This is a genomic window from Streptomyces griseorubiginosus, assembly GCF_017614965.1.
GTDB lineage: Bacteria > Actinomycetota > Actinomycetes > Streptomycetales > Streptomycetaceae > Streptomyces > Streptomyces griseorubiginosus_B.
The window spans coordinates 1-12,982 of the sequence record NZ_WVUG01000256.1 but is presented as its reverse complement, the minus strand read 5'-3'; the positions used below and the strand labels follow the sequence as shown (position 1 = coordinate 12,982).

Genomic DNA, 12,982 nt, shown 5'->3' with positions numbered 1-12,982 from the left:
CCCGCCCACCGCTCACCGCTCACCGGCCTCAACCTCGCTGTGAGAACGCCGATTTGTGGTCCTCCGCCCACTCCCGATAGGTGCGCGCAGGTCGGCCCAGCACCTGCCGTACATCGTCGGTGACGACCTCGTTGCCACCGTTCCGGACGAACTCCCTGCTGATCTCGGAGGCGTCGATGAAGGTGTCGGTGAAGCCCAGCCCCAGGAGATACGCACGGGCCTCGGTGGTGGACAGGTCGCGGACCTCGACGGGGTGGCCCAGCAACTCCGCGAGTACGGCGGCCTGGTCCGGCACGCTGAGTACCTCGGGGCCGGTCAGGGTGTACGTCCGCCCCGCGTGCCCCTCCTCCACCAGCGCCGCCACGGCGACCGCGGAGACGTCGCGCGGATCGACCACGCCCTGACCACCCGTGCCGCTCGTGTTCGGCAACGGCGTGCCCGCGCGGACGGCGTCCGCCCAGCCCAGCGTGTTCGAGGCGAACGCCGAGGGGCGCAGGATCGTCCACTCCGCCCCGCTGTCCTGTACCGCCTGCTCACCGGCCACGTGCCAGGTGCCGACCGGGCCGACGTCGGGGTCGCCGGTGCCGATCCCGGAGAGCTTCACGATCCGGCGCACCCCCGCCGCCCGCGCCGACTCCACGAGGCCGCGGTCGTGTCCGGCGTCGTCCGGGCCGAACACGCCGACCAGGAAGGCGGCGTCGGCACCCGTCATCGCCGCCTCCACCGAGGCGCGGTCGCGATGATGGCCCCGCACCGCCTCCACGCCCGAGGGCAATCGCGCCCCCTGGGGGTCCCGGGTGAGGGCGCGCACCTTCTCGCCGCCCGCCACGAGTTGTCGTACGACCTCACGGCCGATGGTGCCGGTGGCACCCGTCACAAGAATCATGACCTCAACGGTGGGCCGGGAGCGGCCCGCGCTCTAGGAAATTCCGGCACGGTCCACGGGCCCTGGCGCCCGTCCGCCGCGCTTACCGTGGAGGGGTGACGAACCCCGTGTCCCGGCACGCCCTGCCGCTGCCCGACGTGCTGCGTCCCTGGATCGCGCGCATCGACTCGCTGGCCGTCGGCTCGCTCACCGAGGAGCCGTTCGTGCATCTCCCGGACGCCGACACCAAGGTGGTGCTCCGGCTGGAGGAGAGCGGCCGGCACAGCGCGCTGGTCGTCGGACCGCGCGTCCGGGCCACCTACCACCGGGGCAAACCGCTCACCGCCTGCATGGAGGTGAGGCTCGCTCCGGCAACCGCCCGTCCTCTCCTGGGTGTTCCGGCGGTCGACCTGGTCGGCCGGGCCCTGTCCCTGGACGTGCTGCCGGGTGAGACGGCGCGCCGACTGGCGCGCGAGCTGCGGTGGCTGGAGCCCGGGGAGGCGGTGGACCGGCTCGCGGCCGTGCTTCCCGAGGGGCTGGCCGGGGCGGCGGACGGCTCCCGGACCCGGCTGGTACGGGCGGGGGTCGACGCGATGTCGGTCCGCACGGGGCACGTACCCGGTCCCGTGCGGGAGGTCGCACGCGAACTCGCCGTCAGCGAGCGGCAGTTGAGGAACCTGTTCGCCGAGGGTGTCGGGCTCTCACCCAAGCACTACGCCCGCATCAACCGCGTCCGTGCCGTGCTGGCCCACGCCGCCGAGCTGTCCTGGGCCGAACTCGCCGCCGTCACCGGCTACTACGACCAGTCCCACATGACGTCCGACTTCCGCACCCTCATGGGCGTCCCGCCCCGCTCGTACTTCACCGGCCACCTCCCCCGGGCCACCCCCTGCCAGGCGATCCGCCGGACGTGAATCAAGCCTCCCGGGTCGGGACCGGGACCTGGTTGAAGGCGTAGTACAGGGCGATCAGGCCGTGGGCGGCCAGGGTCAGGGGGGCCGAGACGAAGGACAGGCCCACCGTGAGGGGGTAGGCGAGCGTGCCGAGGGCGAAGCGGGCTCGGGTCGCCCGGGCCGCCGGGACGTCGACGCGGGAGTCGAAGAGGTGCCCGGTGCGGGTGAGATGCCACCACAGGGCCTGGAAGGTCAGCGCCATCACCACCATGACCAGGCTGTAGACGGCCGCGGCGACGTGCGAGGCCGCGTCCTCGCGCAGATACTCCGCGAGGACCGCCGTCGGCCAGGGCACCGCGGCCACCACCATCAGCACCAGCAGGTTCAGGAACATCAGCGTGCGGTCGACATGGGCGACGTAGCTGAAGAGCTGATGGTGGTTGATCCACATGATGCCGATGACCAGGAAGCTCACCACATAGGCGGCGTACGAGGGCCACTGCGCGCCCAACGCCTGCCACAGACCGCCGTGTTCGCCGACCTCGGGGACCTTGATCTCCAGGACGAGCAGGGTGATGGCGATGGCGAACACACCGTCGCTGAAGGCCTCGACACGGCCGGACTCATTCATGGGAGACAGCGTGCACCATCGGGGCAGGGAAACCGTTCCGGGGCACGCACGTCCATGCGCGCCCCGGAGACGGCCGCCATGGACCCGGGCGGGGTCCACGGCCACCGGTCGAGGGCCGTCCCCCTCGACCGGAGATCGCGAACGCGTAGCGCGTATGGAGACCTCGAACTGGTCAGCCCTGCGCGGAGATCCGCGCCAGCCGCTGCGCCTCGGCCCGGGTGGAGCGGGCGATCGCGTCCTCGTCGACGTGCAACAGACGCCCCTCTGCGACGATCTGACGGCCGTTCACGAAGGACGCGGTGACCGGGGCCGCCGCGCCGAGGACCAGTGCGGTGACCGGATCGGCGATGGAGGCGTGGGCGAGGGTGTCCAGCCTCCACAGCACCAGGTCGGCCAGCTTGCCCGGCTCCAGTGAGCCGATCTCCCGTGCGCGGCCCAGCACCTGGGCACCGCCGTAGGTGCCAAGGCGCAGTGCCTGGCGGGCGTTCAGCGCAGCCTCCCGGTGTGCGCCGAGACGGTTGACGAGCAGGGCGTTGCGCAGTTCGGTGTGCAGTTCGCCGGACTCGTTGGAGGCGGTGCCGTCGACGCCGAGGCCGACCGGGACGCCGGCCGCGAGCATGTCGGGGACGCGGGCGATCCCGGCGGCGAGACGGGCGTTCGACGAGGGGCAGTGGGCGACGCCGGTCCCCGTCCGGGCGAAGGCGGCGATGTCGGAGTCGTTCATGTGGACGCAGTGCGCCATCCACACGTCCTCACCGAGCCAGCCGGTGGACTCGAAGTAGTCGGTCGGGCCCATGCCGAACAACTCGTGGCAGAACTTCTCCTCCTCGACCGTCTCCGAGCCGTGGGTGTGCAGCCGCACGCCGAGCCTGCGCGCCAACTCGGCGCCCTCCCGCAGGAGTTCGGTGGAGACGGAGAAGGGGGAACACGGTGCCACGGCCACCTGGGTCATGGCGTCGAAGGAGGAGTCGTGGTGCTCCTTGACGGTCTGCTCGGTCGCGGCGAGGGCGCCCTCGAGCGTCTCGACCGCGAAGTCCGGGGGCAGGCCGCCGTCCTTCTCGCTGCGGTCCATGGAGCCACGGGCGAGGGTGAAACGGACGCCCGTCTCGCGGGCCGCGCGGACGATGGCGCCGGAGAGGTCGCCGGAGCCGTGCGGGTAGACGTAGTGGTGGTCCATGGCGGTGGTGACACCGCCGCGGGCCATCATCGCCAGGGATCCCTGGGCGGCCGCGTACACCATCGGCTCGTCGATGCGCGCCCAGGTCGGGTAGAGGGCGACCAGCCAGTTGAAGAGGTTGTGGTCGGTGGCCAGGCCCCGGGTGATCCACTGGTAGAAGTGATGGTGGGTGTTGACCAGTCCGGGCGTCACCAGATGACCCGAGGCGTCGATACGGCGTACGACGTTCTCCAGGCCCTCGGGCGCCCGGCCCGGCCCGAGCGACTCGATGCGGTTGCCGACGATCACGAGGTGGCCGGAGGCGTACTCGGTGTCGTCGGCGTCGACCGTCGCGATCGAACAGTTCTCGATGACGGTGCGCTGGTCTGCTGCCATGGTTCGTCCTTCAGAGGTTGGTGAGGTCCGCCGGGATCTTCGCCTCGCGGCCGTCGCGCAGGACGGTGGCCTCTATCAGGCCGTAGGGGCGGTCGGCGGCGAAGTAGACCTCGTTGTCGTTCTTGAGCCCGAACGGCTCCAGGTCCACCAGGAAGTGGTGCTTGTTCGGGAGCGAGAAACGCACCTCGTCGATCTCGTCGCGGTGGTCGATGATCCGCGTGCCCATGGCGTACAGGGTCTGCTGCAGCGAGAGGGAGTACGTCTCGGCGAAGGCCCGCAGCATGTGCTTCCTGGCCTGCTCGTAGGACTCGTCCCAGTCGGGCGCCGGCCGGGCGTCGTCGGTCCAGTTGAAGCGCCAGCGACCGGAGACCTCGGTGGCGAGGATGCGGTCGTACGCCTCCGGCAGGGTGGTGTACTTGTCCTTGACGTAGCCCCAGAACTCGGAGTCGGTGGAGTTCAGGAGGGTGAGGTCCTTGAGGCCGGAGACGACCTCCAACGACGAGCCGTCGTAGGTGACCTGCGCGAGCCGGGTCTCCTGGCCCTTGCGCACGAAGGAGTGCTTGGCCTCCCCCGGTACCTCGATCCGCTCCCAGGCGTACTCCTCGATGCGGATGCGGGCCCGGTGGATCGGCTCCTGCGAGGTGACGAAGTGCCGGGCGAGGTGGATGCCGAACTGCTCGGCGGACTCGATGCCGTGCTCCTTGGCGAACGCGTACACCGTGTTCTTGGTGGTGTCGGTCGGCAGGACGTTGGCGTTGGAGCCGGAGTAGTGGACCTCGTCCATGTCGCCGGAGAGCGACACCGAGACGTTGAGGTCCTTGATGTGGTGGGTGGCGCCGTCCCGCGTGATCTTGACGACTCGGTTCTCGGCCTTGCCGTACTGGTTCTGTCCCAGAATGGTGGGCATCTGTAGCTAGCTCCCTCGGTATACGGAGTAGCCGAACGGGTTGAGCAGCAGCGGTACGTGGTAGTGCTCGCCCGGCGCGACGGCGAACGTGATCGCCACCTCCGGGAAGAACACGCCGGTACCGCTGTCCCGATTCGCGGGGGCGTCCTGCTGCGCATCGGCTTGCTTGTTCTCGAAATACGGTTCGACGGCGAAGTCGAGCCGTACGTGGGTCGTCCCCTCCGGCAGGTCCGGAAGGTCCTTGCACCGGCCGTCGGCGGCGGTCGCCGAACCGCCGAGTGCCTGCCAGTCCGCGCCCCGGCCACTACGGACGGAGAGGTGGACGGCGACACCCCGGGCGGGGCGGCCGACGCTGGTGTCCAGGATGTGCGTGGACACGGAGGCGGTGGTGCTGGTGCTCATGGTTCAGGCTTCCCCTTCGACGAGCCGGGCGAGGCGGATGCGGTTGATCTTCCCCAGCTCGGTGCGGACGATCTCGCGTTCCTGTTCCGGCGCGTTGCCGATCCGCTCCTTGAGCGCGTCGCGCATCTCCTCGGCGCTTCGGCCGGTGGCGCAGATGAGGAAGACATGGCCGAACCGGTCCTGGTAGGCCAGGTTCAGTTCGAGCATCTCCGCCTTGAGCCGCTCGGAGGCGCCGGCCATGCCGCGCTGCTCCCGGGCCGAGGTCGGATCGCCCTCCTTGGGGCGGCCGATCGGCGGGTGCCCGGCCATCGCCTCCTGAAGGTCCGCCGTGCTCAGCTCGGCCATGGCGGCGTCGCTGGCCGCGTAGAGGTCCTCGGGGGTGGCGTAGGGGCGGGTGGCGAGCAGGCGCCGTACCCATGCCGTGGAGGCGCACGCCTCGTGGAGCGCGGCGTGGGCCGCCCGCTCCTCCAGGGCGTTGAACCGGGCCAGGCCCGGGGGCGTGGATGTCGACGTCACGGGAGCCTCCGTGGCCGCGAACGGCCGTCGTGCTTCAGCGGGTGCCGTTAGCTAACGCCCCCACGCGACACCACGTCAACACTTTGTTGAAAATTCTGGGTGACGAAACCCGGCGCACCCGGCCCGCTCAGGTCTCCTTCTCGCGGTTGAGGTAGTTGTAGACCGTGAACCGGCTGACGCCGAGCGCGCCGGCGACGGTCTCCACGCCGTGCCGTACGGAGAAGGCGCCGCGCGCCTCGAGCATCCGTACGACCTCCTGCTTGGCCTTGCGGTCCAGCTCGGCCAGGGGTTTGCCCTGCTTGCGCTCCATGGCGGCCAGGATGTGATCGAGGGAGTCCGCGAGCTGCGGCAGGCGTACGGCGACGACGTCGGCGCCCTCCCAGGCGAGTACGACGTCGTCGGGGCCGGCCTCGTCCGGCGGGAGCATCTCCCCGCCCATGGCGTCGACCAGCGGTTTCACGGCCGTGATGAACGGCTCGTCCCCGGTGCCGGTCACGCGCCGCCCTCCCCGATGACGTTGACCTGCAGCGTGATCCGGGTGGCGCCGGCCTCCAGGGTCTTGCGCAGCAGAGCGTCCAGGGCCGTCAGGACGGTGTCGGCACCGCCCTCCGCCGTGTTGCCGAAGGGGCCGACGTCGACCGCGTCCAGTTCGGCTCCCTCGATGACCTCGCGGGCGACCAGCGCGTGCGCGGGCGCCTCGTCGAGATCGAAGGGCTCGGTCGTGAACTCCACTCTCAATCGCACGCGCTCAACCTAACGCCCGGTACGTGCCTCCGGGCACCCCTCCCACCCCCGGAGGCGGCCCGCTCGCCGTCAGCTTCGCCCCTTGCGCAGGAACGTTCGCAGGCGGCGTTCGGGCCAGGTGTTGATCACGTCGGCCGGGGTGAGCCAGCCGCGCTGGGCCGTGCCGATGCCGTAGCGCATGTTGCCGAGGTGGGGGACGGCGTGGGCGTCGCTGTTCACGGCGAACCTCACCCCGTGGCGGCGGGCCCGCAGGATGTCCTCGTCGCGCAGGTCGAGACGGTCCGGGTGGGCGTTGATCTCCAGGGCGGTGCCGGTGCGGGCGCAGGCGGCGAAGACCGCGTCGAGGTCGGCGTCGATGCCGGGGCGCTTGCCGAGGATCCGGGTGGTGGGGTGGCCGATGATGTTCACGTACGGGTTCTCGCAGGCCCGGACGAGACGGCGGGTCAGGGCGTCGCGGGTCTGGTTGAAGTGCGAGTGCACGGACGCCACGCACAGGTCGAACCCGGCGAGGAAGTCGTCCGGCCAGTCCACCTCGCCGTCGGGGCCGATGTTCAGCTCGGTGCCGTGCAGCAGACGCAGTCCGCCCCGCCGGCCCCGGGTCGGGTAGGTGCCGTCGAGTTCGCGCACCCGGGCCCGCTGGGCCAGCATCCGCTCGTCGGTCATGCGCTGCATGGCCATGTCGGGCGCGTGGTCGGTGATCGCGTAGTAGGCGTAGCCGCGCGCGGCGGCCGCCTCGGCCATCTCCTCCAGCGGGGCGAGTCCGTCGGTGAGGTCGGTGTGGGTGTGCAGGTCGCCCCGGAGGTCGGACTCGGCGACCAGGTCGGGCAGTTCGTCGCGCAGCCCGGCCTCGATCTCGCCGCGGTCCTCGCGCAGGGTCGGCGGGATCCAGGGCAGTCCGAGGCGGGCGTACACCTCCTCCTCGGTCTCGGAGACGATCTTCTCGCCGGTCTCGACGTCGAAGAGGCCGTACTCGGAGAGCTTCAGCTTGTGGTGGACGGCCCGCTCACGGGTGCGGATGTTGTGCGCCTTGGAGCCGGTGAAGTACTGCAGCGCCGCTCCCCAGGAGTCGGGCGGGACCACGCGCAGATCGACGTTCAGGCCCTTGGTGGTGCGCACGGACGTCTTCTTCTCGCCCGTACCGATCACCTCGGTGACGTACGGCAGCCGGGTGAACGCCCGCATGAGCGGCGCCGGCTTCGTGGAGGCGGCAAGGATGTCGATGTCGCCGATGGTCTCGCGCACCCGCCGCAGCGAGCCGGCGTAGGCGCACCGTTCGCAGCCGGGCACCTCGGTGAGCGCGCCGACGACGTCCTCCGCCAGGCCCATGGCGACGTCGAGCTGGACGCGGCCGCCGGAGGACTGGAGCAGCTCGATGCCGTGCAGGATGTTCTCCTCGGTCTTCGGTCCGAAGCCCTTGAGGTCGCGCAGCCGCTCCTGCTGGATGGCCTCGGCGAGTTCCTCGACCGAGGAGATGCCGAGTTCCTCGTAGACCGTGAGGGCCTTCTTGGGGCCGAGCGTGGGGATGGCCGTCAGCCGCCGTACCCCGGCGGGGATCTTCGCCCTCAGCTCCTCCACCGCCGAGACGCTGCCGGTGTCGAAGTACTCCAGGACCTTCTGGGCGATGGACTTCCCGACGTTCGCGATCTCCTGCAGGCCCTTGAGGTCGAGGGCGGAGACGTCGGCGTGGTGGCCGCCGACCGCGCGCGCCGCCTTCTCGTAGACGCGTGCCCTGAACGCGTCTCCGCCGGTGATCGAGATGAGGTCGGCGTACTCCTGGAGCAGCGCGGCGACCTCGTCGTTGGACCGGGCCACCACCTCAGAGTACTTGACAGCCTCACACCAGCGCATGCAGTCTTCCATTAAGCAGAAAGCAACTTCCGTAATACGGAATTAAGAGCCGTGCGGAAGACAGAACCATCGCGACACGGAAGGGGCGCCGACCCGCATGGGATTCGCAGACCAGCGCTTCAACGTCAACCTGTCGATCCTCTTCACGGAACTCCCGCTGCTTGAGCGCCCCGCGGCCGCCGCAGCGGCCGGCTTCACCGCCGTGGAGCTGTGGTGGCCCTGGGTCGAGACCCCCACGCCCGAGCGGTCCGAGCTGGACGCCCTGCGGAAGGCGATCGAGGACGCCGGCGTCCGGCTCACCGGTCTGAACTTCTACGCCGGCCGGCTGCCCGGCCCCGACCGCGGCGCCCTGTCCGTCCCGGGCGAGGAGTCGGAGCGGTTCCGTGCCAACATCGACGTGGCCGCCGACTTCGCCCACTCACTCGGCGCCACGGCGCTCAACGCCCTCTACGGCAACCGCGTCGACGGCGTCGACCCCGCCGAGCAGGACGCGCTGGCGCTCGAGAACCTGGCCCTCGCGGCCCGGGCGGCCGACCGGATCGGCGCGATCCTGCTGATCGAGGCGCTCAACAAGCCCGAGTCGCCGCGGTATCCGCTGGTGTCGGCCCCGGCCGCGGTCGGGATCGTCGACAAGGTGAACCGGGCGACGGGCCTGGACAACGCGCGCTTCCTGATGGACCTCTACCACCTGTCCATGAACGGCGAGGACCTGCCGGCGGTGATCGAGGAGTTCGCCGCGCGGACCGGCCACGTCCAGATCGCCGACAACCCCGGCCGCGGCGCGCCCGGAACGGGTTCGCTGCCGCTGGAGGACCTCCTCGGCCGGCTGAGGAAGGCCGGCTACGACGGCTGGGTGGGCCTCGAGTACAAGCCGGGCGACCGTCCGAGCGCCGAGGCCTTCGACTGGCTGCCCCGCTGACCCTCTGTCGCCGCCCCCTGCCGCTGACCCCCTGCATTGAGAGGCACCCGCATGAGCAACCTCCCCAAGATCGCCTGGATAGGCCTCGGCATCATGGGCTCCCCGATGTCCGAGAACCTGATCAAGGCGGGTTACGACGTCACCGGCTTCACGCTGGAGCAGGACAAGCTGGACCGCCTGACCGCGGCCGGCGGCACCGCGGCGCACTCCGTCGCCGAGGCCGTCCGCGGGGCCGACGTGATCATCACGATGGTGCCCGCGTCACCGCAGGTCGAGGCCGTCTCGTACGGTCCCGCCGGCATCCTGGACAACGCCCGCCCCGGCGCCCTGCTGATCGACATGTCCTCGATCACCCCGCAGACCTCCGTCGACCTCGCGAGGGCCGCCCGGGACAAGGGCGTCCGCGTGCTGGACGCCCCCGTCTCCGGCGGTGAGGCCGGCGCCGTGGAGGCCGTGCTGTCCATCATGGTCGGCGGCGAACAGGCGGACTTCGACGAGGCGAAGCCGGTCTTCGAGGCGCTGGGGAAGACCATCGTGCTGTGCGGTCCGCACGGCTCGGGCCAGACGGTGAAGGCCGCCAACCAGCTGATCGTCGCCGTCAACATCCAGGCGTGCGCCGAGGCCGTGGTCTTCCTGGAGAGGTCCGGCGTGGACCTGGGGGCCGCGCTGGACGTCCTCGGCGGCGGCCTCGCCGGGTCGACCGTGCTGGCGCGGAAGAAGGACAACTTCCTCGGCCGCGACTTCAGGCCGGGCTTCCGGATCGACCTGCACCACAAGGACATGGGCATCGTCACGGACGCGGCCCGCGCGGTCGGCGCCGCGCTCCCGGTCGGTGCCGTGGTCGCACAGCTCGTCGCGAGCCTGCGGGCCCAGGGCGACGGCGGCCTGGACCACTCGGCCCTGCTGCGGGGCGTGGAGCGCCTCTCCGGCGCCCAGGTCTGACCCCCCGACTTCCGGTCCGCGGCGGCGCCGACATCAGTCCTGTCGCGCCCAGGCGCCGCCGCGGACCGGAAACCCACGCACATCAGGAGAATCACGGACGGCCCGCGACCGTCGGACGGCCCGGATGAGGGGTGACCGGCCGGCGGCGCGGGCGCGGCGAGGACCGCGGGCGGTGTGCGAGCCAGTGCGGTGGTGAAGGGACCGGAACCTCCTTCCACGACCTGAGGGAAGGAGCCCCCGGTCCCGTCGCGCCCACCGCGGTCCCGGCCGTCCGAGAGGCGCCGGATGCGGAACCGATCCGCATCCGGCGCCTCTCGCCGTTCCGGGTGCGCAGCCCTCGCTTCCGCAGGAGCCTTGAGACATGGCACATCCGACGGAGCATCCGCATGTCGTGGTCCACGCGCCGGCCCTGGACGGCTCACGGCGGGTCACGGAGGGCGACAGGACGCTCGGCGTCGCCACGCACGTGGACGACGTGTCCGAGATCCTGCGGCTGGCCGACCTCTACGTCACGGACGTCGAGGGAAGCGAGCTCATCGAGTGGCAGGGCGGCGGTCCCGAGGACTGGCCGGGGCTGTCCGAGCACCACGAACTGACGTGACCGCGCACCTACACCCGGGGACGTAGGACGTCTACGCAAACCTCAAATCCAGCTCTGAACACGGGTCAACAGGCTTCAACCGCCCGTCCCGAAGGGCATATTCACGAAGCCTGGGACCCGCCGACACGGGGGCGGCGGGCCCCGGACACCGCGAAGGGCGGCTCACCCCGGTGGGATGAGCCGCCCTTTCGGTGTCTCCGGATACGCCTCAGACCTTCAGCGTCCTGATCGAGGTCGGCGCGTGGCCCGGCTCGGTCGCGATCTCCTCGAACTCGACCACGTTTCCTATGTCGTTGGTGGTGGACATCGAGATGTTGGTGACCCGCTCCAGGATCGCCTCGACCACCACCGGGACCTGGTACTCCCGGGCGAGCTTCTTGGCCTGCTCGAAGGCCGCGCCCAGCTCCGCCGGGTCGGTCACCCGTATCGCCTTGCAGCCCAGGCCCTCGGCGACCTTGACGTGGTCGACGCCGTAGACGCCCAGTTCGGGCGAGTTGACGTTCTCGAACTCCAGCTTCACCTGGAAGTCGATGTCGAACGCCCGCTGCGCCTGCCGGATCAGGCCCAGATAGGAGTTGTTCACCAGGACATGGACGTACGGGATCCGGTGCTGCGCCCCGACCGCCAGCTCCTCGATCATGAACTGGAAGTCGTAGTCGCCGGAGAGGGCCACGACGGGCGCCTCGGGGTCGGCCTTGGCCACGCCGAGCGCCGCAGGGATCGTCCAGCCCAGGGGGCCCGCCTGGCCGCAGTTGATCCAGTGGCGGGGCCGGTAGACGTGCAGCATCTGGGCGCCGGCGATCTGGGAGAGGCCGATCGTGGAGACGTACCGGGTGTCCGGGCCGAAGGCCTTGTTCATCTCCTCGTAGACGCGCTGCGGCTTGATCGGGATGTCGTCGAAGTGCGTACGGCGCTGGAGGGTCGCCTTCCTCTCCTGGGCCGCGGCGGCCCAGGCGCTCCGGTCCGGCAGCATGCCCGCCGCCCTCAACTCCCGTGCCACCTCGACGAACTTCTCCAGCGCGGCCTTGGCGTCGGAGGCGATGCCGTAGTCGGGCGCGAAGATCCTGCCGATCTGCGTCGGCTCGATGTCGACGTGCACGAAGGTGCGGCCGGCCGTGTAGACGTCGAGCCTGCCGGTGTGGCGGTTGGCCCAGCGGTTGCCGATGCCGAGGACGAAGTCGGCCTGAAGGAAGGTCGCGTTGCCGTAGCGGTGCGAGGTCTGCAGGCCGACCATGCCCGCGTTCAGCTCGTGGTCGTCGGGCAGCACGCCCCAGCCCATCAGCGTCGGCACGACCGGGGTACCGGTCAACTCGGCGAACTCGACGAGCAGTTCGCAGGCGTCCGCGTTGATCACCCCGCCGCCCGCGACGATCAGCGGGCGCTCGGAGGCGTTGAGCAGGCCGATCGCCTTCTCGATCTGGGCGCGGGTGGCGGCCGGCTTGTAGACCGGGAGCGGCTCGTACGTCTCCGGGTCGAACTCGATCTCCGTGAGCTGCACGTCGATCGGCAGGTCGATCAGGACCGGCCCGGGGCGGCCCGAGCGCATGAGGTGGAAGGCCTGCTGGAAGACGCCCGGGACCTGCGCGGCCTCCAGCACGGTGACCGCCATCTTCGTGACCGGCCGCGCGATCGAGGCGATGTCGACGGCCTGGAAGTCCTCCTTGTGGATCACGGCGGTCGGCGCCTGGCCCGTGACGCACAGGATCGGCACGGAGTCACCGATGGCCGAGTAGAGCCCGGTGATCATGTCGGTGCCGGCCGGACCGGACGTGCCGACGCAGACACCGATGTTGCCCGGGCGGGTCCTCGTGTAGCCCTCGGCCATGTGGGAGGCGCCCTCGACATGGCGGGCGAGGGTGTGGGTGATGCCGCCGGAGGCCTTGAGAGCCGCGTAGAAGGGGTTGATCGCCGCGCCCGGCACACCGAACGCGTCGCTGACGCCCTCGCGCTTGAGGATCTCAACTGCCGCGCGGGCAGCGGTCATACGTGCCATCGAGTACTCCTGCCTCGGCTGTCGGATTCGCACTCCCGTCGCACCCTGCGGTGAGCTTCTTCCGTATAGCGGAAAATAACTTCTACCATCTGGAAGCAATGTAGGTGGGTGCGGGAGGGCCGTCAAGACAGGGCCGGGGCAGGCAGAAGGGGCGGCACCGGGACCCGGG

General features: G+C 70.6%; 14 protein-coding genes. 4 read left to right on the top strand and 10 right to left on the bottom strand.

Going from position 1 to position 12,982, the window contains the following annotated elements:
• Positions 1–28: 28 nt before the first annotated feature.
• A complete protein-coding gene (locus tag GRC12_RS33535) occupies positions 29–886 on the bottom strand; it encodes an NAD(P)H-binding protein (protein ID WP_208783502.1) in 858 nt (285 codons plus the stop codon).
• Positions 887–981: 95 nt separating this feature from the next.
• On the opposite strand from GRC12_RS33535, the gene GRC12_RS33530 reads away from it, so the two are divergent.
• Positions 982–1,779, top strand: a complete 798-nt coding sequence (locus tag GRC12_RS33530; RefSeq protein ID WP_208783500.1) for an AraC family transcriptional regulator — start codon at positions 982–984, stop codon at positions 1,777–1,779.
• A 1-nt stretch (position 1,780) separates the two neighbouring features.
• Here the strand turns inward: GRC12_RS33530 and GRC12_RS33525 are convergent, their stop codons facing one another.
• From GRC12_RS33525 to polX, 8 genes are all read right to left on the bottom strand, one after another.
• A complete protein-coding gene (locus tag GRC12_RS33525; RefSeq protein ID WP_208783496.1) occupies positions 1,781–2,389 on the bottom strand; it encodes a TMEM175 family protein in 609 nt (202 codons plus the stop codon).
• 172 nt (positions 2,390–2,561) lie between these two features.
• The gene (locus GRC12_RS33520) at positions 2,562–3,941 is read right to left on the bottom strand and encodes an 8-oxoguanine deaminase (RefSeq protein WP_208783495.1); all 1,380 of its coding nucleotides are present in this window, start codon (positions 3,939–3,941) and stop codon (positions 2,562–2,564) included.
• A 10-nt stretch (positions 3,942–3,951) separates the two neighbouring features.
• On the bottom strand, positions 3,952–4,848 hold the full coding sequence (gene pucL, locus GRC12_RS33515) for a factor-independent urate hydroxylase (RefSeq protein WP_208783494.1): 897 nt from the start codon (positions 4,846–4,848) through the stop codon (positions 3,952–3,954).
• Between the two features lie 6 nt (positions 4,849–4,854).
• Positions 4,855–5,250 (bottom strand): hydroxyisourate hydrolase, encoded by a 396-nt coding sequence (uraH, locus tag GRC12_RS33510; protein ID WP_208783493.1) that lies wholly within the window; start codon positions 5,248–5,250, stop codon positions 4,855–4,857.
• Between the two features lie 3 nt (positions 5,251–5,253).
• Positions 5,254–5,766 (bottom strand): 2-oxo-4-hydroxy-4-carboxy-5-ureidoimidazoline decarboxylase, encoded by a 513-nt coding sequence (gene uraD, locus GRC12_RS33505; RefSeq protein WP_208783491.1) that lies wholly within the window; start codon positions 5,764–5,766, stop codon positions 5,254–5,256.
• 127 nt (positions 5,767–5,893) lie between these two features.
• Positions 5,894–6,262 carry a helix-turn-helix domain-containing protein gene (locus GRC12_RS33500; protein WP_208783489.1) on the bottom strand — a complete coding sequence of 123 codons (369 nt, stop codon included), beginning with the start codon at positions 6,260–6,262 and terminating at the stop codon, positions 5,894–5,896.
• Positions 6,259–6,510 carry a hypothetical protein gene (locus tag GRC12_RS33495; RefSeq protein WP_208783487.1) on the bottom strand — a complete coding sequence of 84 codons (252 nt, stop codon included), beginning with the start codon at positions 6,508–6,510 and terminating at the stop codon, positions 6,259–6,261. Before GRC12_RS33495 ends, GRC12_RS33500 begins: the two co-directional genes overlap by 4 nt.
• Before the next feature lie 69 nt (positions 6,511–6,579).
• Positions 6,580–8,322, bottom strand: coding sequence for a DNA polymerase/3'-5' exonuclease PolX (gene polX / locus GRC12_RS33490; RefSeq protein ID WP_208783485.1), 1,743 nt, complete (start codon positions 8,320–8,322; stop codon positions 6,580–6,582).
• Positions 8,323–8,455: 133 nt separating this feature from the next.
• On the opposite strand from polX, the gene GRC12_RS33485 reads away from it, so the two are divergent.
• From GRC12_RS33485 to GRC12_RS33475, 3 genes are all read left to right on the top strand, one after another.
• On the top strand, positions 8,456–9,277 hold the full coding sequence (locus tag GRC12_RS33485; RefSeq protein WP_208783483.1) for a TIM barrel protein: 822 nt from the start codon (positions 8,456–8,458) through the stop codon (positions 9,275–9,277).
• A 51-nt stretch (positions 9,278–9,328) separates the two neighbouring features.
• Positions 9,329–10,219: a 2-hydroxy-3-oxopropionate reductase gene (locus GRC12_RS33480; protein WP_208783481.1), complete on the top strand. Its 891-nt coding sequence runs from the start codon at positions 9,329–9,331 to the stop codon at positions 10,217–10,219.
• A 361-nt stretch (positions 10,220–10,580) separates the two neighbouring features.
• On the top strand, positions 10,581–10,820 hold the full coding sequence (locus tag GRC12_RS33475; RefSeq protein ID WP_208783479.1) for a hypothetical protein: 240 nt from the start codon (positions 10,581–10,583) through the stop codon (positions 10,818–10,820).
• 208 nt (positions 10,821–11,028) lie between these two features.
• Here GRC12_RS33475 and gcl read toward each other — a convergent pair whose 3' ends face one another.
• The gene (gcl, locus tag GRC12_RS33470) at positions 11,029–12,813 is read right to left on the bottom strand and encodes a glyoxylate carboligase (RefSeq protein ID WP_208783477.1); all 1,785 of its coding nucleotides are present in this window, start codon (positions 12,811–12,813) and stop codon (positions 11,029–11,031) included.
• Positions 12,814–12,982: the final 169 nt, after the last annotated feature.